The 19825-nt window shown below is 72.9% G+C and carries 22 protein-coding genes; 15 read left to right on the forward strand and 7 right to left on the reverse strand.

Annotated elements, in window-relative coordinates; all coding sequences use genetic code 11:
• The first annotated feature begins 6 nt into the window (after window positions 1–6).
• The 7 genes from WQO_RS21625 (at window position 7) to WQO_RS21655 (ending at window position 5723) form a co-directional block, all read left to right on the forward strand.
• Complete coding sequence (locus WQO_RS21625; RefSeq protein ID WP_010058743.1) at window positions 7–375, forward strand: holo-ACP synthase; 369 nt, start codon at window positions 7–9, stop codon at window positions 373–375.
• A gap of 104 nt (window positions 376–479) precedes the next feature.
• Window positions 480–1928 (forward strand): NAD(P)H-hydrate dehydratase, encoded by a 1449-nt coding sequence (locus WQO_RS21630; RefSeq protein WP_010058742.1) that lies wholly within the window; start codon window positions 480–482, stop codon window positions 1926–1928.
• Between the two features lie 20 nt (window positions 1929–1948).
• Window positions 1949–2326, forward strand: a complete 378-nt coding sequence (locus WQO_RS21635; RefSeq protein ID WP_010058741.1) for a DUF488 domain-containing protein — start codon at window positions 1949–1951, stop codon at window positions 2324–2326.
• A gap of 60 nt (window positions 2327–2386) precedes the next feature.
• Window positions 2387–3559 (forward strand): alanine racemase, encoded by a 1173-nt coding sequence (alr, locus tag WQO_RS21640; protein ID WP_010058739.1) that lies wholly within the window; start codon window positions 2387–2389, stop codon window positions 3557–3559.
• The gene (locus WQO_RS21645) at window positions 3556–4806 is read left to right on the forward strand and encodes an alpha/beta fold hydrolase (protein WP_010058737.1); all 1251 of its coding nucleotides are present in this window, start codon (window positions 3556–3558) and stop codon (window positions 4804–4806) included. The genes alr and WQO_RS21645 overlap by 4 nt, the downstream gene beginning before the upstream one ends.
• Entirely contained in the window at window positions 4775–5386 is a 612-nt protein-coding gene (tsaE, locus tag WQO_RS21650; RefSeq protein ID WP_010058736.1) for a tRNA (adenosine(37)-N6)-threonylcarbamoyltransferase complex ATPase subunit type 1 TsaE, read from the forward strand. Before WQO_RS21645 ends, tsaE begins: the two co-directional genes overlap by 32 nt.
• Before the next feature lie 133 nt (window positions 5387–5519).
• Entirely contained in the window at window positions 5520–5723 is a 204-nt protein-coding gene (locus tag WQO_RS21655; RefSeq protein WP_010058735.1) for a hypothetical protein, read from the forward strand.
• Between the two features lie 14 nt (window positions 5724–5737).
• On the opposite strand, the gene WQO_RS21660 is transcribed toward WQO_RS21655, so the two are convergent.
• Window positions 5738–6331 carry a hypothetical protein gene (locus tag WQO_RS21660; RefSeq protein ID WP_050992279.1) on the reverse strand — a complete coding sequence of 198 codons (594 nt, stop codon included), beginning with the start codon at window positions 6329–6331 and terminating at the stop codon, window positions 5738–5740.
• Window positions 6332–6467: 136 nt separating this feature from the next.
• Between WQO_RS21660 and tsaB the strand changes: the two genes are divergently transcribed.
• The 5 genes from tsaB to WQO_RS21685 all read left to right on the forward strand — a co-directional run bounded on the left by tsaB (window position 6468) and on the right by WQO_RS21685 (window position 9598).
• Window positions 6468–7115, forward strand: coding sequence for a tRNA (adenosine(37)-N6)-threonylcarbamoyltransferase complex dimerization subunit type 1 TsaB (tsaB, locus tag WQO_RS21665; protein WP_032748046.1), 648 nt, complete (start codon window positions 6468–6470; stop codon window positions 7113–7115).
• Window positions 7112–7627 carry a ribosomal protein S18-alanine N-acetyltransferase gene (gene rimI / locus WQO_RS21670; protein WP_010058732.1) on the forward strand — a complete coding sequence of 172 codons (516 nt, stop codon included), beginning with the start codon at window positions 7112–7114 and terminating at the stop codon, window positions 7625–7627. Before tsaB ends, rimI begins: the two co-directional genes overlap by 4 nt.
• Window positions 7627–8751 (forward strand): tRNA (adenosine(37)-N6)-threonylcarbamoyltransferase complex transferase subunit TsaD, encoded by a 1125-nt coding sequence (tsaD, locus tag WQO_RS21675; protein WP_029182113.1) that lies wholly within the window; start codon window positions 7627–7629, stop codon window positions 8749–8751. The genes rimI and tsaD overlap by 1 nt, the downstream gene beginning before the upstream one ends.
• Window positions 8748–9020: a hypothetical protein gene (locus tag WQO_RS21680; RefSeq protein WP_010058729.1), complete on the forward strand. Its 273-nt coding sequence runs from the start codon at window positions 8748–8750 to the stop codon at window positions 9018–9020. Before tsaD ends, WQO_RS21680 begins: the two co-directional genes overlap by 4 nt.
• A 113-nt stretch (window positions 9021–9133) precedes the next feature.
• Window positions 9134–9598, forward strand: a complete 465-nt coding sequence (locus tag WQO_RS21685) for a VOC family protein (RefSeq protein WP_010058727.1) — start codon at window positions 9134–9136, stop codon at window positions 9596–9598.
• Between the two features lie 688 nt (window positions 9599–10286).
• On the opposite strand, the gene WQO_RS21690 is transcribed toward WQO_RS21685, so the two are convergent.
• A complete protein-coding gene (locus WQO_RS21690; protein ID WP_010058726.1) occupies window positions 10287–11513 on the reverse strand; it encodes a class I SAM-dependent methyltransferase in 1227 nt (408 codons plus the stop codon).
• A 109-nt stretch (window positions 11514–11622) separates the two neighbouring features.
• Between WQO_RS21690 and WQO_RS21695 the strand changes: the two genes are divergently transcribed.
• Complete coding sequence (locus WQO_RS21695) at window positions 11623–12579, forward strand: polysaccharide deacetylase family protein (protein WP_032748003.1); 957 nt, start codon at window positions 11623–11625, stop codon at window positions 12577–12579.
• 35 nt (window positions 12580–12614) lie between these two features.
• Here WQO_RS21695 and WQO_RS21700 read toward each other — a convergent pair whose 3' ends face one another.
• Entirely contained in the window at window positions 12615–13103 is a 489-nt protein-coding gene (locus WQO_RS21700) for a DUF6234 family protein (protein WP_029182112.1), read from the reverse strand.
• A gap of 278 nt (window positions 13104–13381) precedes the next feature.
• On the opposite strand from WQO_RS21700, the gene groES reads away from it, so the two are divergent.
• Both groES and groL read left to right on the forward strand, forming a co-directional pair.
• Window positions 13382–13690, forward strand: coding sequence for a co-chaperone GroES (gene groES, locus WQO_RS21705; protein WP_003966899.1), 309 nt, complete (start codon window positions 13382–13384; stop codon window positions 13688–13690).
• Between the two features lie 97 nt (window positions 13691–13787).
• Window positions 13788–15413 (forward strand): chaperonin GroEL, encoded by a 1626-nt coding sequence (gene groL / locus WQO_RS21710; RefSeq protein ID WP_006126942.1) that lies wholly within the window; start codon window positions 13788–13790, stop codon window positions 15411–15413.
• Window positions 15414–15477: 64 nt separating this feature from the next.
• Here the strand turns inward: groL and WQO_RS21715 are convergent, their stop codons facing one another.
• Genes WQO_RS21715 through WQO_RS21730 form a run of 4 tightly spaced genes read right to left on the reverse strand, consistent with a single transcriptional unit; the run spans window position 15478 to window position 19698 of the window.
• Complete coding sequence (locus WQO_RS21715; RefSeq protein WP_010058722.1) at window positions 15478–16494, reverse strand: hydroxyacid dehydrogenase; 1017 nt, start codon at window positions 16492–16494, stop codon at window positions 15478–15480.
• Window positions 16491–17336, reverse strand: a complete 846-nt coding sequence (locus WQO_RS21720) for a carbohydrate ABC transporter permease (RefSeq protein ID WP_010058720.1) — start codon at window positions 17334–17336, stop codon at window positions 16491–16493. Before WQO_RS21720 ends, WQO_RS21715 begins: the two co-directional genes overlap by 4 nt.
• Window positions 17333–18373: a carbohydrate ABC transporter permease gene (locus WQO_RS21725; RefSeq protein WP_010058719.1), complete on the reverse strand. Its 1041-nt coding sequence runs from the start codon at window positions 18371–18373 to the stop codon at window positions 17333–17335. The genes WQO_RS21720 and WQO_RS21725 overlap by 4 nt, the downstream gene beginning before the upstream one ends.
• Window positions 18370–19698: an ABC transporter substrate-binding protein gene (locus WQO_RS21730; protein ID WP_010058718.1), complete on the reverse strand. Its 1329-nt coding sequence runs from the start codon at window positions 19696–19698 to the stop codon at window positions 18370–18372. The genes WQO_RS21725 and WQO_RS21730 overlap by 4 nt, the downstream gene beginning before the upstream one ends.
• Window positions 19699–19825: the final 127 nt, after the last annotated feature.

The following is a 19825-nucleotide window of genomic DNA, read 5'->3' on the forward strand; positions in this document are numbered from 1 at the left end:
GGGGCCGTGATCATTGGGGTCGGCATCGACGTGGCCGAGATCGAGCGCTTCGGCGCGGCGCTGGAGCGTACGCCCCAGCTGGCCGAACGGCTCTTCGTCGGCAGTGAGCTGACACTGCCGAGCGGCGAGCGGCGCGGGACCGCCTCGCTCGCCGCCCGGTTCGCCGCGAAGGAGGCCCTGGCCAAGGCGCTCGGCGCACCGGGCGGGCTGCTCTGGAGCGACGCGGAGGTCTGGGTCGAAAAGAGCGGGCAGCCCCGGCTGCGGGTCAGCGGCACGGTGGCGGCCCGCGCCGCCGAACTGGGCGTACGGGGCTGGCACGTCTCGCTCAGCCATGACGCGGGGGTCGCGTCGGCGGTGGTCATCGCGGAGGGGTGAGCAGTCCGCCCCGATGGCCCCGCCACGCCCAACGGAGCGGGAGTCCGGCTCGCCACGCCCCACGGCGCTGGCGTCCGGCCCCGTGATCGCGGAGGGTTGGACCCATGCGACGTGCCTACAGCGTGGAGACCGTACGGGCCGCCGAGGCCGCCCTCATGCAACGCCTGCCCGAGGGCGCCCTGATGCAGCGCGCCGCCGCCGGGCTCGCCGCCGCCTGCGGCGATCTGCTGCGGCGCAACGGGCGGGTGTACGGGTCCCGGGTCCTGCTCCTCGTCGGCAGCGGCGACAACGGCGGCGACGCGCTGTACGCGGGCGCCCGCCTCGCCCGCCGGGGCGCGGGCGTGCGCGCCCTGCTGCTCGCCCCCGACCGGGCCCACCCCGGCGGGCTCGCCGCGTTCCGTGCCGCCGGGGGCCAGGTCGTCGACGGGCCGGACGGGCTCGGCGTGCTCGATCTCGTCGTGGACGGCATCACCGGGATCGGCGGGCGCGGCGGGCTGCGCGAGGACGCCACGGAGCTGGTGCACACGGTGACCCGGGACCGTACGCCGGTGATCTCCGTCGACCTGCCGAGCGGGGTCGAGGCCGACACCGGGGAGGTGCACGGCGAGGCCGTCCGGGCGGACGCCACCGTCACCTTCGGGACGTACAAGCCGGGCCTCCTCATCGATCCGGCCGCCGAACACGCGGGCGCCCTGCGGCTGGTGGACATCGGGCTCGGCCCTGAGCTGCCGGAGCCGCCGGACCTGGAGGCGCTCCAGTACGCGGACGTGGCCGCGCTGCTGCCGGTGCCGGGTGCGGAGAGCGACAAGTACCGGCGCGGTGTCGTCGGCGTCGTCGCCGGGTCCGAGCGCTACCCGGGCGCCGCCGTCCTCGCCGTCGCGGGCGCGCTGCGCGGCGGGGCCGGGGCCGTGCGGTACGTCGGACCGGGCGCGGACGCGGTGATCGCCCGGTTCCCCGAGGCGCTGGTGCACGCCGGGCCGCCGTCGAAGGCCGGGCGGGTGCAGGCCTGGGTGGTCGGGCCGGGGCTCGGGGACGGGCGGCAGGCCGAGGCCGCCGTCGCCGATGTGCTCGCCGCCGACGTGCCCGTGCTCGTCGACGCGGACGGGCTGCGGCTGCTGGACGCCGAGACCGTACGGACCAGGACCGCCCCGACTGTCCTCACCCCGCACGCGGGGGAGGCCGCCGCGCTGCTCGGCACGGCCCGGGAGGAGGTCGAGTCCGGGCGGCTCACCGCTGTGCGCGAACTGGCCGCCCGCTACCGCGCCACCGTGCTCCTCAAGGGCTCCACCACCCTGATCGCGGAGGCCCGCGACACCCCCGTCCGGGTCAACCCGACCGGCACGGCCTACCTCGCCACGGCGGGCAGCGGCGATGTCCTCTCCGGTCTCACCGGCTCCCTGCTCGCGGGCGGGCTCGCCCCGCGCGACGCCGCGTCCGTGGGCGCCTATCTGCACGGGCTCGCCGCCCGGCACGCCTCCGACGGGGCCCCGGTCTCCGCGCAGGACGTCGCCGACGGCATCCCGGCGGCCTGGCGTGACGTGCGGGCGGGGTGAGGCCGGGCGATGGTGGGAGCGTGAGTGAACCCGTACGCGTACGCAGGGCCTACGACCCGGTCGAGGACGGCGACGGCACCCGGGTGCTGGTCGACCGGCTCTGGCCCCGGGGCGTCTCCAAGGAGCGGGCCGCCGTCGACGTATGGCTCAAGGACCTCACGCCCTCGAACGAGCTGCGCTCCTGGTACCACCACGACCGCACCGGCCGGCACGAGGAGTTCGTCGAGCGCTACCGCGCCGAACTGGACGACACCGCGCACACGGAGGCGGTCGAACGGCTGGTGGGACTGGTGCGGGACGGCGGGCCCGTCACCCTGGTCACCGCCGCCAAGGACGTCGCCGACAGCCATGTGCCCGTGCTGGTCGACCACCTCAAGCATGTGATGAAACGTACATAAGTCCGGATACCGGCGTGCGCTGCCGGGGACGCGGCCGACGCCTCTGAGACACTGGGCGCGATGAACGAGACAGCGTCCCTGAGAGCCCGTGCCGAGATCGACCTCGCCGCGCTGCGCGCCAATGTGCGCGTCCTGCGCGAGCGGGCGGCCGGTGCGCAGCTCATGGCCGTCGTGAAGTCCGACGGTTACGGGCACGGCGCGGTGCCCTGCGCGCGGGCCGCGCGGGCGGCCGGGGCGGCCTGGCTCGGCACCGCCACCCCGCACGAGGCGCTCGCGCTGCGGGCGGCCGGACTCGACGGCCGGATCATGTGCTGGCTGTGGACGCCCGGCGGGCCCTGGCGCGAGGCGATCGAGGCCGACATCGACGTGTCGGCCGGCGGTATGTGGGCGCTGCGCGAGATCGTCGCCGCCGCCCAGGCCGCCGGCCGCCCGGCCCGCGTCCAGCTCAAGGCGGACACCGGCCTCGGCCGGGGCGGCTGCCAGCCCGCCGACTGGCCCGAACTGGTCGGCGCGGCCCGCGACGCCGAACGGGCCGGGCACCTCCGGATCACCGGACTCTGGTCCCACTTCGCCTGTGCCGACGAGCCCGGCCACCCCTCGATCGCCGCCCAGCTCGCCGTCTACCGCGACCTGGTGGCGTACGCCGAGAAGGAGGGCGTGGAGCCCGAGGTGCGGCACCTGGCCAACTCCCCGGCCACGCTCACGATCCCCGAGGCGCACTTCGACCTCGTCCGGACCGGCATCGCGATGTACGGCATCTCGCCCGCCCCCGAGCTGGGCACATCCGCCGAGCTCGGGCTGCGCCCGGTGATGACGCTCGCCGCGGCCGTCGCCCTGGTCAAGGACGCCCCGGCCGGACACGGCGTCAGCTACGGCCACCACTACACGACTCCCGCCGACACGACCCTCGGCCTGATCCCCGTCGGCTACGCGGACGGCGTCCCGCGCCACGCGTCGGGAAGCGGGCCCGTCCTGGTCGGCGGGAAGGTGCGCACGGTCGCGGGCCGCGTCGCCATGGACCAGTTCGTCGTCGACCTCGAAGGCGACCGGCCCGAGGCGGGCGCGGAGGCGGTGCTGTTCGGGCCGGGCGACCGGGGCGAGCCGACCGCGCAGGACTGGGCGGAGGCCGCCGGCACCATCGCGTACGAGATCGTCACCCGCATCGGCGCCCGGGTGCCCCGCGTGTACGTGAACGAGACGGCCGACGAGGTGACCGGGGGCGTGCCGCGGTGAGCGAGAGCAGCGCGGAGGCCGTGGTGGCCGCGACCGCGAACGTGGCAGGAGCGGCCGGGGCGGCGAACTGGCGGCGGGCCGGGATCGCCGGGGCCGCGATAGGGGTGCTCGCCGCCGGTGCGGCGGCCGGGGTCGCCGTCGAGCGGCTCACCGTCGGGCGCGGCATGCGCAAGAAGGCCCGCCTCGCGCTGGACGCGACCGGGCCCTACGGCTCGCTGCGCGGCACGCCGGGCCGGGCCGTCGCCGACGACGGCACCGAGCTGTACTACGAGATCGACGAGGTGGAGGTGGCGCCGACGACCGCCGACGACGGCGCGTCCGGCTCCCGTCGCCGCCGGCTCTTCGGGCGCAAGGCCCCCGCCCCGGTCACCGTCGTCTTCAGCCACGGCTACTGCCTCGGCCAGGACTCCTGGCACTTCCAGCGGGCCGCCCTGCGCGGCCTCGTCCGCGCCGTCTACTGGGACCAGCGCAGCCACGGCCGCTCCGGGCGCGGGCGGTCCCAGGCGGACGGCGTGCCGGTCGGCATCGACCAGCTCGGCCGCGATCTGAAGGCGGTCATCGACGCGGCGGCCCCCGAGGGCCCGGTGGTGCTGGCCGGGCACTCCATGGGCGGCATGACGATGATGGCGCTGGCCGACCAGTACCCGGCGCTGATCCGGGACCGGGTCGCCGCCGTCGCCCTGATCGGCACCTCCAGCGGCAAGCTCGGCGAGGTCAACTTCGGGCTGCCGGTGGCGGGCGTGAACGCGGTGCGCCGGGTGCTGCCGGGCGTGCTGAAGGCGCTCGGCTCGCAGGCGGAGCTGGTGGAGAAGGGGCGGCGGGCCACCGCGGACCTCTTCGCCGGGCTGATCAAGCGGTATTCGTTCGGCTCGAAGGACGTGGACCCGGCGGTCGCCCGGTTCGCGGAGCGGCTGATCGAGGCCACCCCGATCGATGTGGTCGCCGAGTTCTACCCGGCGTTCACCGAGCACGACAAGAGCGGCGCGCTGCCCGGGTTCCGTGACGTGCCCGTGCTGATCCTGGCCGGGGACAAGGACCTGGTGACGCCCAGCTCGCACAGCGAGGCCATCGCGGACGTCCTGCCCGACGCCGAGCTGGTGATCGTGCCGGACGCCGGGCACCTGGTGATGCTGGAGCACCCGGAGACCGTCACGGACCGGCTGGCCGACCTGCTCGTACGCAGCGGCACGGTGCCGGCCGCTAACGTTGGCGGACATGGAAGCACCGCACAACAGCCCGGCCGCTGAGACCGTTCCCGAGCCCGCCGGGGCGACCGACCCCGACGCCGTGGGGGCCGTGCCCGACGCCGCCGGGTCTCTGCCCGAGGCCGCCGGGTCTCTGCCCGAGGCCGTCACCGTGACGCTCACCGTCACCTCCCCCGAACAGATGCAGGACCTGGGCCGCCGCCTCGCCCGGGTGCTGGCCCCCGGCGACCTCGTGATGCTCACGGGCGAGCTGGGCGCCGGGAAGACCACCCTGACCCGGGGCCTCGGCGAAGGCCTCGGCGTGCGCGGCGCGGTCACCTCGCCCACCTTCGTCATCGCCCGCGTCCACCCCTCGCTGGTCCAGGGCCCGGCCCTGGTCCACGTCGACGCGTACCGCCTGGGCGGCGGGCTCGACGAGATGGAGGACCTGGACCTGGACGTGTCGCTGCCCGAGTCGGTGGTGGTCGTGGAGTGGGGCGACGGCAAGGTCGAGGCGCTCTCGGAGGACCGGCTGCGGGTCGTCATCGACCGCGCGACCGGTGACACCGACGACGAGCGGCGCGAGGTGACCCTGGTGGGCATCGGGGCGCGCTGGGCGGGGCTGCGGGAGACGCTGGCGTAACGCCCCGGGGTGGCCTTCCCGACAGGGCGTCGGTAAATTGTTGCGCGGGAGACCGTGGTCATGGTCACATGGGTGCGAGGTGTGGTTAGGCTTACCTAACCGCGCCCTCCACCGGAGCCCCCAGGAGGCATCCATGCCGACGCCCGAGCGCGCAGCGCGACCGCAGCCGCGACCGACTCCGTCCGCCCTGTCGATGAAAGACCTGCTGGCCTCGTGCGCCGCGGCCACCGCGGTCTCGACCCCGCCGAGCGACACCACGGGGGCCTGCGAAGCCTCCGGCGCGGCGGACCGGGACGGGGGCGGCCACCCAGACGCCTTCCGGCGCCACGCGGCCTAGAGGACGCCCGGCGGTTACGGGACGACGACGACCTTCGCGCCGACCGTCGCGAAGGTCCACATCGCGTTGCCGTCCGCGCGCTTCATCCGTACGCCGCCGGTCTTCGACGTCGGGTCCGGGCTGGCCATCGAGCCGTCCTGCGCGGCGCTGAAGCCGATCGCCACCTCGTCGACGTTCGCGAAGCGGACCACGTGCTCGATCGGGACGCCGTCCGAGCCCTGGACCGTGCCCGAGCGCGAGGTGACCTTGTGGACCCCGGGCGGCGGGCTGACGGGGCTCGGCATGACGGTGAAGGTCCGGATCGACTTCTCGTCCTCGTTGACCAGCCACACCCGGCGGTCCTTCAGCGCGTACACGACACGCTCGCCCGTGCCGGACGCCGCCGGGACCGCCAGCGGGTCGGCCGGCTTCGGCTTGGCGGTGGGCTTGGCCGGGGCCGTGGCGGAGGCCTTGGGCCCGGGCGAGGAGGCCACCGAGTCGGGGGCGTTGGCCGAGGCCTGGTAAGCGAGGAAGGCGACCGCGGCGACCGCCGCGGCGGTGAGCCCGGCCACGATTCCCGAGCTGCTCCTTGCCACCTGAACTCCCCTTTCGGCGGCCGTCTGCCGCATGTCGTACAAGCGTTTACGTCGTACCCGCCGGATACCCGGTGACGGTAGCAGCAGCACGGGTGAGGGCCGGGACGCCGTACGGGCGCCGTAACGCCGTCGGCGGAGCCGTAGGCTGTTTGCTGTGCTCTTGCTCGCCATGGATACCGCCACGCCCGCCGTCACCGTCGCCCTGCACGACGGCACGTCCGTCATCGCCTCCTCCGGACAGGTCGACGCCCGCAGGCACGGGGAGCTGCTGCTGCCCGCCGTCGACCGGGTCCTCGCCGAGGCCGGGACGAAGCTCGACGCCGTGACGGGCGTGGTCGTCGGCGTCGGCCCCGGTCCGTACACCGGCCTGCGCGTCGGCCTGGTCACCGCGGCCACCTTCGGCTCCGCCCTCTCCGTACCGGTCCACGGGGTGTGCACCCTGGACGGGATCGCGTACGCCGCGGGGCAGGACGGCCTGGAGGGCCCCTTCGTCGTGGCGACGGACGCCCGCCGCAAGGAGGTGTACTGGGCCCGGTACGAGGACGCCCGCACCCGTACGGGCGAACCCGCCGTCGACCGGCCCGCCGACATCGCCCAGGCCGTCGCCGGGCTCCCCGTCGTCGGTGCGGGAGCGGTGCTCTACCCGGAGTCCTTCCCGGACCGGCGCGGCCCCGAGCACGTCTCCGCCGGGGCGCTCGCCGCGCTCGCCGCCGAGCGGCTTGCCGCCGGACAGGAGCTGCTGGAGCCGCAGCCGCTCTATCTGCGCCGGCCCGACGCCCAGGTCCCGAAGAACTACAAGGTGGTCACCCCCAAGTGAGCGCCGCCACCGCCGTCCTGCGCGAGATGCGCTGGTGGGACATCGAACCGGTGCTGGAGCTCGAACACGCGCTGTTCCCGGACGACGCCTGGTCGCCCGGCATGTTCTGGTCCGAGCTGGCCCACGCCCGCGGCCCCGGCGCCACCCGCCACTACGTCGTCGCCGAGGAGCCCGCCACCGGGCGTATCGTCGGATACGCGGGGCTCGCCGCCCTCGGCGACCTCTCCGACGTCCAGACCATCGCGGTCAGCCGCGAGGCCTGGGGCACCGGCCTCGGCTCCGAGCTCCTCAGCGACCTGCTGAAGGCCGCGACCGCCTTCGAATGCGCCACCGTGCTGCTGGAGGTCCGGGTCGACAACACCCGCGCGCAGAAGCTGTACGAGCGCTTCGGCTTCGAGCCCATCGGCTTCCGGCGCGGCTACTACCAGCCGGGGAACATCGACGCCCTGGTCATGCGCCTCACCCTGCACGAACACGCGACGGACAACGCACCAGAGACCGGGACTGAATGATGGCTGCCGACGAACCCCTCGTACTCGGCATCGAGACCTCCTGCGACGAGACCGGCGTCGGCATCGTGCGCGGCACGACCCTGCTCGCCGACGCCGTCGCCTCCAGCGTCGACACCCACGCCCGCTTCGGCGGCGTCGTCCCGGAGATCGCCTCCCGCGCCCACCTGGAGGCGATGGTCCCCACCATCGAGCGCGCCCTGAAGGAGGCGGGCGTCAGCGCCCGCGACCTCGACGGGATCGCCGTCACCTCGGGACCCGGGCTCGCCGGAGCCCTGCTCGTCGGCGTCTCGGCCGCCAAGGCGTACGCGTACGCCCTCGGCAAGCCGCTCTACGGGGTCAACCACCTCGCCTCGCACATCTGCGTCGACCAGCTGGAACACGGCCCGCTGCCCGAGCCGACGATGGCCCTGCTGGTCAGCGGCGGCCACTCGTCGCTGCTCCTGGCCCCCGACATCACCGCCGACGTCCGCCCGCTCGGCGCGACGATCGACGACGCGGCGGGCGAGGCCTTCGACAAGATCGCCCGGGTGCTGAATCTGGGCTTCCCCGGCGGGCCCGTGATCGACCGGCTCGCGAAGGAGGGCGACCCGAAGGCCATCGCGTTCCCGCGTGGTCTGACCGGCCCGCGCGACGCCCCGTACGACTTCTCCTTCTCCGGTCTGAAGACGTCGGTGGCGCGCTGGATCGAGGCGAAGCGCGCGGCGGGCGAGGAGGTGCCCGTACGGGATGTGGCGGCGTCCTTCCAGGAGGCCGTGGTGGACGTGCTCACCCGAAAGGCCGTCCGGGCCTGCAAGGACGAGGGCGTCGACCACCTGATGATCGGCGGCGGGGTCGCGGCCAACTCCCGGCTGCGCGCCCTGGCCCAGGAGCGGTGCGAGCGGGCCGGGATCCGGCTGCGGGTGCCCCGCCCGAAGCTCTGCACCGACAACGGTGCGATGGTCGCGGCGCTCGGCGCGGAGATGGTCGCCCGCAACCGGCTCCCCTCCGACCTGGAGCTGTCGGCCGACTCCTCGCTGCCGGTGACGGAGCCGCACGTGCCGGGGACCGCGCACACCCACGCGCACGCGCACTCCCACGACCACGATCACGTGCACGAGATCAGCAAGGACAACCTGTACTCATGAGCGGCGACGCGACCATCGTCCTGATGTGGGAGGCCCGGGCCGTGGAGGGCCGGGGCGGCGAGCTTCTGGAGTGGGCCCGCGCCCGGTCCGCCGAGCTGTCCCGCGAGCCCGCCCGCCGCGAACTGCTGCGGGCGCCGCAGGACCGGGTGCTCGTGATGACCTGGTGGCCGGACGCCTCGTACGGGGACGACCTCCCCGAACTCCCCGAGCCCGACGCCGCCCTGATCACCCGGGCCGTGCACCGGTGGCGGTTCGAAGCAGTGGGGTGAGGCGCGGGGCCCCGTCGCGGGTCCGATGAGTTCCGGCGGCGGGCCCGGTCTACCTTCCACGACGTCCGGACCGCCCGGCCCGGACGTGTGGACGGCCCGAAGAGGTGAAGGTCATGCAGAAGATCACCCCGTGTCTCTGGTTCGACGGTCAGGCCGAGGAGGCGGCCGAGCACTACGTCGCGATCTTCGGCGGTGACTCCCGGATCGGGGACATCACCCACTACGGCGACGAGGCCCCCGGCCGGACGGGCTCGGTGCTCACCGTCGGCTTCCGGCTCGCCGGGCAGGACTACATGGGGCTCAACGGCGGCCCGCAGTTCCCCTTCACCGAGGCGATCTCGCTCTCCGTCGACTGCGCCGACCAGGCCGAGGTGGACCGGTTCTGGGCCGCGCTCTCCGAGGGCGGCGAGGAGGGCCAGTGCGGCTGGCTCAAGGACAAGTTCGGGGTGTCCTGGCAGATCGTGCCCAACGAGCTGCCGCGCCTGCTGGCCGACCCGGACCCGGCGAAGGCGGGCCGGGCGATGAAGGCGATGCTCGGCATGCGGAAGCTGGACGTCCAGGCCCTGCGCGACGCCTGACCGGCAGTCCGGACCCCGGGCCGGATCGGTAGTGTTCTGCGCATGCCACGCCGTGCCCCGCTGCCTCCCCCTCCGCCGCCCGTCGAGATCCGCTCCTGGCCCGACCGCGAGGCGATGCTCGCCGACCGGGCCGTGGTTCTGGGCGAGCTGGTGAAGATGCACGTGGGGCCGGGGCGGCTCGGGGTGCTGTGGATGTGGGCGGCGCTCGCCGCGACCGGCTGGAGCGTGGTGGGCTCGGGGCTCGTCTTCATCGAGCAGGGGTCCGACTTCTTCAGCGGCATCGCCGGAGTCGTCAGTCTGGTCATCGGCGCGGCGGCCCTGATTCCGGCCGTCGTCTTCGCCTGCCTGGGCATCTCCCGGGACCGCGAGGTCCGTTCGCTGCTCGACGCGTGGGGCGCGCTGGACCGCGACCCGGAGCGCGACCGGCGGCTGCGGATGCCCGGGATGAGCCTCACCTGGCTGCTGCTGTCGTTCGTCCTGGGCGCGGTGGGGCTCGCCCTCTGCGTCATCGGACCGGCGAGCGCACGGCCGGGCCGCGAGACGTACGGGCTGGTCGCCCTGGTGATGGGCGTCGGCATGGTCGCCTGGCTGACCGCGCTGGTCGGCGGAGTGACGGCCCTGGCCCACCGCCGCTGGGTGGTGCGCGTGCTGAGGGGCAGCGGCGGTACGGGCGCCGGGGCCGTCCCGGTCAGCCCAGCGGGTGGCCGATCAGCATCGTCGGAGCCCCCGCGACCCGGGTCAGGAACACCGTCGCCGAGCCCGGACCGTTCAGCTTCATCCGGCGGCGCAGCTCCTCCGGTTCGACCGCCGAACCCCGCTTCTTGACCGTCAGCACGCCGATCCGACGCTCCCGCAGCAGCGCCTTCAGCCGCTTCATGCTGAACGGCAGCTCGTCGGTGATCTCGTACCCGGCGACGTACGGCGAGGAGTACGGCTCGTCGCTCGTGATGTACGCGATCGTCTCGTCCACCAGCCGCCCTCCGCACCGCTCCACGAGGTCCGCGACCAGATGGGCCCGGATCACCGCGCCGTCCGGCTCGTACAGATAGCGCCCGACCGGGCCCACCGGCGGGGCCGGCAGCGGGGCCGGGGCGCTCAGGGTCGCCCCGGACGGCAGCAGCGTGGCTCGGAACGCGCCGGGTGCGAAGCCCTCCCCGTACCAGAGCACCGCCTCCTTCACGTCCCCGCCGTCCGAGATCCACTCGGCCTCCGCCTCCGGGCCGATCGCCTCGTGCGGGATGCCCGGGGCGATCTTCAGCGCCGCCCTGGGGGCCTTCAGCGCGGCGGCCGTGGCCCAGGAGAGCGGCGGTGAGTAGGCCTCCGGGTCGAAGATCCTGCCGCGTCCGCCGCGCCGCGCCGGGTCCACGAAGACCGCGTCGTACGGGGCGGTGCCGATCTCCGTGACGTCGGCGCACCGCACCTCGATCAGCTCCCCGAGTCCCAGCGCCTCGGCGTTGGCACGGGCCACCTCGGCCGTCAGCGGGTCGCGGTCCACGGCGAGCACGGCGATCCCGGCGCGGGCCAGGGCGATGGCGTCGCCCCCGATGCCGCAGCACAGGTCGGCCACGCTCCGCACGCCGAGCCTGGCGAACCGGGCGGCGCGGTGGGCGGCGACCGAGGTGCGGGTGGCCTGCTCGACCCCGTTGGGCGTGAAGTACATCCGGTAGGCGTCCTCGGCCCCGAACTTGGCGACCGCCCGCTGCCGCAGCCGGGCCTGGCCCAGGGCCGCCGACACCAGCTCCGCCGGGTGCGTGCGGCGCAGCCGGGTCGCGGTGGCCAGCTCGTCGGCGGGGTCGTGGTCGCGCAGCTCGGCCAGCAGCTGTTCGCCCTCGGGGGTGCGCAGCGCGGCGAAGGCGGCGCGGGCGGGGTCGTCGGCCGAGGAGGCGGAGGGGGTCGTTGCGTTCACCCGGTCCATTGTGACCGGTGCGCCGGTGGAGGTCCCTGTGGGCCGCCCGGGGGACGGCGCCGGTCCGCTCGCGGTGTCTGAAGGGCGCACGGGGTGGCGGCTGGCAGGATGCGGCGCCATGCAGCTAGTACGACAAAACGAAAAATCAGGCAGAAAGCGGCACAGGTCGGGCGTCGTCGTGCTGGCGGCCCTGCTGGCCGCCGCCGTCGCCTCCGGATGCGCGGCGGAGACGGGTGGCGGCGGCGCGGGGGCTCCCGGCGCGCCCGCGAAGACCGCCGCCGGCCGGTCGGGCGACGCGTCCCCGCAGGCCGGGCCCGCCCGGGCCCCGGACACGTACGCCGAGACGGTCAGGAAGAAGCAGGCCGCGCGGGCCGTCGCCGCGAAGAAGTGGGGGCTCGCCAAGGTCCCGCTCGCGGCCCCCGAACCGCCCGAGGTCAAGCCGTCCATCACCACCCGCAAGGGCTTCGAGGTCCGGAACGACAAGGGGCTGCCGCCGGTCTTCACCACGGTCCCGACCAAGGAGAGGATCGTCTTCCTGACGATGGACGACGGGGCCGAGAAGGACCCCGAACTGCTGCGGATGATGACCGAGTTGGACATCCCGTACAGCGCGTTCGTCAGCGACTACGTCATCAACGACGACTACGGCTACTTCAAGAAGATGCAGCAGCGCGGGGTGACCATCAGCAACCACACCCTCAACCACCGCTATCTGCCCGGCCTCTCCAACGCCGAGCAGAAGCGGGAGATCTGCGGCCAGCAGGAGAAGATCCTCAAGCACTACGGCAAGCGCCCCACGCTCTTCCGCCCGCCCTACGGCAACTACAACCGCGACACCCTCGTCGTCGCCAAGTCCTGCGGGATCACCGCCGTACCCCTGTGGTCCTCCGAAGCCTTCCCCGACCGCATGGAATGGCGCGAGTGGGACCAGGACCTGCACCCCGGCGACATCGTCCTGACCCACTTCCGGGGCAAGGAGGACTGGAAGGGCTCGATGCCCGACATGGTCCGCCGCGTCATGAAGACCATCACGGACAAGGGGTACGCGGTGGCGAAGCTGGAGGACTACGTCTGACCCGCCCCTCCCCGTAACCGGCCCCGAGTGCGCGCTCAGCCCCCGCTGCGCGCGCACTCGTCGCTGTCGCCCCCGCTGCGGCAGGGCGGGGAGTTCCCGGTGGGGGCCGGGGACGGGGTGATCGTGGGGACGGGGCCGCGGTCCGTCCACGGGTCCGGCCGCTGCTGCACTGCCGACGCGAGCGCGGCGGCGCACAGGGCCGCCGCGACGAGCACCTGCATCCCACCCGCCCAGTGCCACCGATTGCGCAACAGGGCCACGGCGGTACCGGCGGGGACCACGGCCAGGGCGGCGAGGGCGATGGCCGGGCCCCACACGTCGGCGAAGCCTTCGGAGGGGCCGTGCGGTGGCGCCAGGGTCCTCAACGCGATCACGAGCACCAGCAGCGCCCCGGCCGCCGCCTCCGCGACCACCAGCAGCACGCCCAACAGCGGGTCCGCGCAGCCGCCGGGAGCCGACGACGGCTGTCGCGATGCGGCTCTCTCGTCCGGTCGTCCCGGCAGGCGGCTCCCCGAGTGCGTCATCTCCGTACCGTCGTACGGAACGTGAAGCTCCGCCCCCGCGTTGTCCGGACGGTGATCCGACGGAGCCCCGATCGAGACGGCGCGCGGGTGGTGAATTGGCACTCCGCTTGACCGAGTGCTAATCGCGGTCATAGTCTCGGGTCTGGCACTCCCCCCTGGAGAGTGCCAGCACCACTCTGCGCGACAGGGCAGGTCCGGCACCCGCGACGACGGATCGGTCCGATCGCCACCCACAGACTGTTAAACCCCGTGAGATCTCCGAAGGGGGAGACCGGATCGTGTCGACCACCAGCTCCAAGGTTGCGATCAAGCCGCTCGAGGACCGCATTGTGGTCCAGCCGCTCGACGCCGAGCAGACCACGGCTTCCGGCCTGGTCATTCCGGACACCGCGAAGGAGAAGCCCCAGGAGGGCGTCGTCCTCGCCGTGGGCCCGGGCCGCTTCGAGAACGGCGAGCGGCTTCCGCTCGACGTCAAGACCGGCGACGTCGTCCTGTACAGCAAGTACGGCGGCACCGAGGTGAAGTACAACGGCGAGGAGTACCTCGTCCTCTCGGCCCGCGACGTCCTCGCGATCGTCGAGAAGTAATTCACCCACGTTTGCTTGTGTTCTGCGCCCCTGGCCCCCTGCGTAACAACTAGCCGGGCGGCGAGGGGCGCAGTTCATTTTGAGAGGGATACAGCCCATGGCGAAGATTCTGAAGTTCGACGAGGACGCCCGTCGCGCCCTTGAGCGCGGCGTCAACAAGCTTGCCGACACGGTCAAGGTGACGATCGGCCCCAAGGGCCGCAACGTCGTCATCGACAAGAAGTTCGGTGCCCCCACCATCACCAACGACGGTGTCACCATCGCGCGCGAGGTCGAGCTCGACGACCCGTACGAGAACCTCGGTGCCCAGCTCGTCAAGGAGGTGGCGACCAAGACCAACGACGTAGCGGGTGACGGCACCACCACCGCGACCGTCCTGGCCCAGGCGCTCGTCCGCGAGGGTCTGCGCAACGTCGCCGCCGGCGCCTCCCCGGCCGCCCTGAAGAAGGGCATCGACGCCGCCGTCAAGGCCGTCTCCGAGGAGCTCCTCGCGACCGCCCGCCCGATCGACGACAAGGCCGACATCGCCGCCGTCGCCGCGCTCTCCGCGCAGGACCCGCAGGTCGGCGAGCTCATCGCGGACGCGATGGACAAGGTCGGCAAGGACGGTGTCATCACCGTCGAGGAGTCCAACACCTTCGGTCTGGACCTGGAGTTCACCGAGGGCATGGCCTTCGACAAGGGCTACCTGTCCCCGTACATGGTGACCGACCAGGAGCGTATGGAGGCCGTCCTCGACGACCCGTACATCCTGATCCACCAGGGCAAGATCGGCTCCATCCAGGAGCTGCTCCCGCTCCTGGAGAAGGTCATCCAGTCCGGTGGCTCCAAGCCGCTCCTGATCATCGCCGAGGACGTCGAGGGCGAGGCGCTCTCCACCCTCGTCGTCAACAAGATCCGCGGCACCTTCAACGCCGTCGCGGTGAAGGCCCCGGGCTTCGGCGACCGCCGCAAGGCCATGCTCGGCGACATCGCCACCCTCACCGGTGCGACCGTCATCGCCGAGGAGGTCGGCCTCAAGCTCGACCAGGCCGGCCTGGACGTGCTCGGCACCGCTCGCCGCGTCACCGTCTCCAAGGACGACACGACCATCGTCGACGGCGGTGGCAACACCGAGGACGTCAAGGGCCGCGTCAACCAGATCAAGGCCGAGATCGAGTCCACGGACTCCGACTGGGACCGCGAGAAGCTCCAGGAGCGCCTCGCGAAGCTGGCCGGCGGCGTGTGCGTCATCCGTGTCGGCGCCGCCACCGAGGTGGAGCTGAAGGAGAAGAAGCACCGCCTCGAGGACGCCATCTCCGCCACCCGCGCCGCGGTCGAGGAGGGCATCGTCTCCGGCGGTGGCTCCGCCATCGTCCACGCCGTGAAGGTCCTGGAGGGCAACCTCGGCAAGACCGGCGACGAGGCCACCGGTGTCGCGGTCGTCCGCCGCGCCGCCGTCGAGCCGCTGCGCTGGATCGCCGAGAACGCCGGCCTGGAGGGTTACGTCATCACCTCCAAGGTCGCCGACCTCGACAAGGGCCAGGGCTTCAACGCCGCCACCGGCGAGTACGGCGACCTGGTCAAGGCCGGCGTCATCGACCCGGTCAAGGTCACCCGCTCCGCCCTGGAGAACGCCGCGTCCATCGCGTCGCTGCTGCTCACGACCGAGACCCTGGTCGTCGAGAAGCCGGCCGAGGAAGAGGCCGACGCCGGTCACGGCGGCCACGGCCACTCCCACTAGTACCTGCTGGTACGTCACCGAGGCCCGGTGCCCCCGTCGCGGGGGCACCGGGCCTCGGTCCGTTCTAGGCCATGCGGGCCAGGTCGTCCGGGGTGACCGGGTCGGCGAACGGCAACCCTTGTGCGTAACGCGCGATCTCCTCCAGCGCGAAGTCCGCCAGGCGGTGGATCTCGTCGCCCAGCGAACCCGCCACATGCGGGGTCAGCAGCACGTTCGGCAGGTCGTACAGCGGCGAACCGGCGGACGGCACCTCCGGCTCCGTCACGTCCAGCACCGCGTTCAGCCGCCCCGACACCAGCTCCGGCAGCAGCGCGTCGCCGTCGATCAGCGAACCCCGCGAGGTGTTGATCAGCGTCGCCCCGTCCGCCATCGCCGCGAGCTGGGCTGCGCCGATCAGATGCCGGGTCGCGGGCAGCTCGGGCGCGTGGACGGAGACGATCCGGCTACGGGCGCACAGCTCCGCCAGCTCCACCTTCTCCGCACCGAGCCGGGCCGCCGCCCCCGCGTCCACGTACGGGTCGAAGAGCAGCACGTCCAGATCGAACGGGCGCAGCAGCTCGATCACCCGGCGGCCGATCCGCGAGGCGCCCACGATGCCCACGCACCGCCGGTAGTTCCCGTGCCCCGCCAGCTCGGCGCGCCAGTCGTGCGGGACGCGCAGCTCCCGGTAGCGGCGGGCGGCGGACAGCACGTTCTTGCCCGCGAGGAGGATCGCGGCCAGCGTGTACTCCGCGACCGGCAGCGCGTTCGCCCCGGCCGCCGAGGTGATCTGGAGGCCGCGCTCCCAACAGGCCGGGGTGATGTGGTGCTTGACGCTCCCGGCCGCGTGCACCACGGCCCGCAGCCGGGGCGCGGCGGCGAGGACGTCGGCGGTGAGCGGGGGCGCGCCCCAGCAGGTGATGAGCAGCTCCGCCCCGGCCAGCGCCCGGGCCACCTCGGGCGTCGGGCCGGTCAGCCGGTGGGCCACCAGGGCGGGGTCGGTGTCGACCAGCGCGGTGAGGCGTGCCCGTTGTACGGGGGTGAAGAGGCGGTCCGCGATGCCGGGGCCCATAGCGAGAAGGGCGGTGGGGGTGGGTGTCATTTGACGCTTCCTGCGGTGAGGCCGGCCTTCCAGTGCCGCTGGAGGGTGACGAAGGCGATGATCAGCGGGGTGACGGCGAGGAGGGAGCCGGTGACGACCATCGGGTAGAAGGCCGGGTCGGCGTTGGCGTTGCTGTGCCAGTTGTACAGGCCGAGGCTGAGCGGATAGAGGTCCTTGTCCGAGAGCATGACCAGGGGCAGGAAGAAGTTGTTCCAGATCGCGGTGAACTGGAACAGGAACACCGTCACGAACCCCGGCATGACCATCCGCAGCCCGACCGACCAGAAGGTGCGCAGCTCACCGGCCCCGTCGATCCGGGCGGCCTCCAGGACCTCGTCGGGGATGTAGCCCGCGCTGAAGATCCGGGAGAGGTACACGCCGAACGGGTTGACCAGCGCGGGGATCAGCACCGCCCAGTAGGTGTTGACGGTGCCGGTCTCGACCGCCAGCAGATACAGCGGCAGGGAGAGGGCGGTGGAGGGCAGCAGGACGCCCAGCAGCACCAGGGCGAACAGCTTCTCCTTGCCCCGGAAGCGGTACTTGTCGAAGGCGTACCCGGCGGCGACGCTGACCAGCGAGCAGCCGAGCGCCCCGGCCCCCGCGTACAGCAGCGAGTTGCCGTACCAGCGGAAGTAGATGCCGTCCTGGTAGGCCGTCAGCTCGGAGAGGTTGTGGGCGAGGTCGAAGCCCTGGAGGGAGAAGACGTCGCCGCCCAGCAGGTTGCCCGCGTCCTTGGTGGCCGCCGAGACCAGCCAGATCAGCGGGAAGAGCGTGTAGACGGCGGCGATCAGCAGGACGACGTCGACCGCGGATTTCGAGAGCCATCGGTTGCCGGAGATCACGGGCGCGCCTCCTTCCTGCGGTTGGTGAAGCGCGTGACGAGATACGAGAGCACGGCGGCGACCAGGGCGATCAGGACGGACGCGGCGGCGGCGAGACCGTAGTCGTTGCGTTCGAAGGCGGCGCTGTAGGCGTACATGTTGGGGGTCCAGGTGCTGGTCACCGCCGAGCCCGAGCCACGGCTGAGGATCAGGGGCTCGGTGAACAGCTGGAGCGACCCGATGACCGTGAAGAGCAGCACCATCACCAGGGACGAGCGGATCAGGGGGAGTTTGACGGAGAAGGCGATCCGCCAGTTGCCCGCCCCGTCGACGGTGGCCGCTTCCAGCAGCGAGCGGTCCACGGCCTGGAGGGCGGCGTAGAAGATCACCACGTTGTAGCCGAGCCACTGCCACAGCGCGATGTTCACGATGGAGGGCAGGGTGCCCTCGGAGGAGAAGAAGTCGAAGCCGATGCCCCCGGCCTCCATGGCGGCCACGACCGGGCTCAGCTGCGGCGTGTAGAGGTAGATCCAGATCAGTGCGGCGATCAGGCCCGGGATGGCGTGCGGCAGGAACAGCGCCAGCTGGAAGAAGCGGCGGGCCCGGGCCAGCGCGGAGTCCAGCAGCAGCGCCAGCGCGATCGCGCCGCCGATCATCAGCGGGAGGTAGAGCGCGCAGTAGCCGAGCAGCACCCGGAAGCCGTCGCGGAACGCCTGGTCGCCCAGGGCCGTCGCGTAGTTGCCGAGCCCGTCGAAGACCGTACGGGGGCCGTCGAAGCCGAGACCGGACTGCTTCTCGGTGAAGAGGCTCAGCCAGAGCGCGTAGCCGACCGGGACGATCATCGTCACGGTGAACAGGGCGAAGAAGGGGGTGAGGAGGGTGCCCGCCGCCAGCCGGGTGCGGGTGCGGGAGCTGAGGGCCTGCGAGGGGCGGCCCGGTGAGCGGGGCGCTTTCGCACCGAGTTCGTCGGCACGGGCGGAGCCCGGGGCGGGCCCGGTGCGTGGACCGGGCACCCCGGCGCGACCGACTCCGCGCCGTTCGGCGTCGTGGGTGCTCATGACCGCTCCTCCACCTTCAGACCCCGCTTCCTCAGGTCGGCGACGGTGGCCTCATGGGCCTTCCTGAGCGCGCGGGGCAGCGTCGAGCCGCCACCGACGACCTCGCCCAGCTCGTCGCCCAGCGCGGCGTTGGTCGCGCCGGGGCTCGGGCCCCACACCCACTGCGGCCCGATGGACCGGCCCGCCTCCTCGAACAGCCCGTACAGGTCCTGGCCGCCGTAGAAGCCCGTGTCGAACGCCCGCTTCGCGATCGGCACCATGGCGGGCGACGCGGGCAGGGCGCTCGACGTACTCGCCCCGATCCGGGCCTTGATCGCGTCCTCGTGCGTCGCCATCCACAGCGCGAACTCGACGGCGGCCGCGGTCTTGGTGCTGCCCTTGCTGACGGCGAACGTGGAGCCGCCGAGCATCCCGCTGGCCGGCCGGTCCGCCTCCTGGCTCGGCAGCCGCACCGCCGCCCACTTGCCCTTCTGTTCGGGCACGATGCCGGCGAGGACGCCCGCGCCCCAGGACGCGCCGAGGTAGCCGACGGTGGTGCCCTGCTTGAGGGAGCCGGTCCACTCGGGGCTGAACGAGGAGGCGGTGGAGACGAGCCGGTCGTCGATCAGGCCCTGCCAGTAGGCGGCGGTGCGCTCGGATGCGGGATCCGTGGTGTCGATCCGCCAGGCGTCCGTCCCGGCCCGGAACCACTGCGCGCCCGCCTGCCACGCCATGGCCTGGAAGAACGTCGGGTCGTCGGGGAAGAACGTGGCGATCCGGGTCCTCGGGGCCGCCTTCCGCACCCGCTCCGCCGCGTTCCGGAACGCGTCCCAGGTGGCGGGCGGTTCGATGGAGTGCTCGGCGAAGAAGTCCTTGCGGTAGTAGAAGACCTGGGGCGCGGCGTCGAAGGGGACGGCCCAGTTCCGGCCGCCGAGCGTCGTCATCTCGATCGTCTGCGGCAGGAACTTCTTCTTGATGTCCTCGGTCAGATAGGGGCTGAGGTCCTGGAGCGACCCCTGGCTGACGAACGCGGACAGCTGCGGATACTCGATGGAGAGCAGATCGGGGGCGATGCCCGCCTTCACCGCGTTGGCGATCTTGGGGTAGCCGCCGAGACCGCCCGAGGGTATCTCCTCGAACGTCACCTGGATCGTGTCGTGGGTCGCGTTGAACGCGTCCACGACCTCCTGGGACCCCTTCGTCCATGCCCAGAAGGACACGGTCACCGGGTCGTCGGCGGTACCTCGGGCGCGGGAGTCGTCGGCGCCGCCGCACGCCGTGACGACGGCGAGAGCGGTGGCGGCGCCGACCAGCGCTTGGACGGAACGGGACCAACTGCGGCTCACGGCATGGCTCCTGTACGAGCGGGGCGGCCGGGGTTCCGGCCGGTGCCGTGATATTTCGATTCCGGCTGAGCGAAGTCAAGAGCGAAAGATCGAATGATCGAATAATGATCGATTCAAGGAGGGGTGA

Origin of the sequence: Streptomyces globisporus C-1027, from assembly GCF_000261345.2 — a bacterium.
Taxonomy (GTDB): Bacteria; Actinomycetota; Actinomycetes; order Streptomycetales; family Streptomycetaceae; genus Streptomyces; species Streptomyces pakalii.

Excerpts from the sequence above, each read along its gene's own strand:
- WQO_RS21655 (WP_010058735.1), top strand. The coding sequence starts at position 5,520 with ATGCCGACGCCCGAGCGCGCAGCGCGACCGCAGCCGCGACCGACTCCG.
- WQO_RS21660 (WP_050992279.1), bottom strand. The coding sequence starts at position 6,331 with ATGCGGCAGACGGCCGCCGAAAGGGGAGTTCAGGTGGCAAGGAGCAGC.
- WQO_RS21725 (WP_010058719.1), bottom strand. The coding sequence starts at position 18,373 with ATGAGCACCCACGACGCCGAACGGCGCGGAGTCGGTCGCGCCGGGGTG.
- WQO_RS21630 (WP_010058742.1), top strand. The coding sequence starts at position 480 with ATGCGACGTGCCTACAGCGTGGAGACCGTACGGGCCGCCGAGGCCGCC.
- WQO_RS21685 (WP_010058727.1), top strand. The coding sequence starts at position 9,134 with ATGCAGAAGATCACCCCGTGTCTCTGGTTCGACGGTCAGGCCGAGGAG.
- WQO_RS21690 (WP_010058726.1), bottom strand. The coding sequence starts at position 11,513 with ATGGACCGGGTGAACGCAACGACCCCCTCCGCCTCCTCGGCCGACGAC.
- tsaD (WP_029182113.1), top strand. The coding sequence starts at position 7,627 with ATGGCTGCCGACGAACCCCTCGTACTCGGCATCGAGACCTCCTGCGAC.
- WQO_RS21715 (WP_010058722.1), bottom strand. The coding sequence starts at position 16,494 with ATGACACCCACCCCCACCGCCCTTCTCGCTATGGGCCCCGGCATCGCG.
- alr (WP_010058739.1), top strand. The coding sequence starts at position 2,387 with ATGAACGAGACAGCGTCCCTGAGAGCCCGTGCCGAGATCGACCTCGCC.
- groL (WP_006126942.1), top strand. The coding sequence starts at position 13,788 with ATGGCGAAGATTCTGAAGTTCGACGAGGACGCCCGTCGCGCCCTTGAG.
- WQO_RS21695 (WP_032748003.1), top strand. The coding sequence starts at position 11,623 with ATGCAGCTAGTACGACAAAACGAAAAATCAGGCAGAAAGCGGCACAGG.
- WQO_RS21700 (WP_029182112.1), bottom strand. The coding sequence starts at position 13,103 with ATGACGCACTCGGGGAGCCGCCTGCCGGGACGACCGGACGAGAGAGCC.
- tsaE (WP_010058736.1), top strand. The coding sequence starts at position 4,775 with ATGGAAGCACCGCACAACAGCCCGGCCGCTGAGACCGTTCCCGAGCCC.
- WQO_RS21680 (WP_010058729.1), top strand. The coding sequence starts at position 8,748 with ATGAGCGGCGACGCGACCATCGTCCTGATGTGGGAGGCCCGGGCCGTG.
- tsaB (WP_032748046.1), top strand. The coding sequence starts at position 6,468 with ATGGATACCGCCACGCCCGCCGTCACCGTCGCCCTGCACGACGGCACG.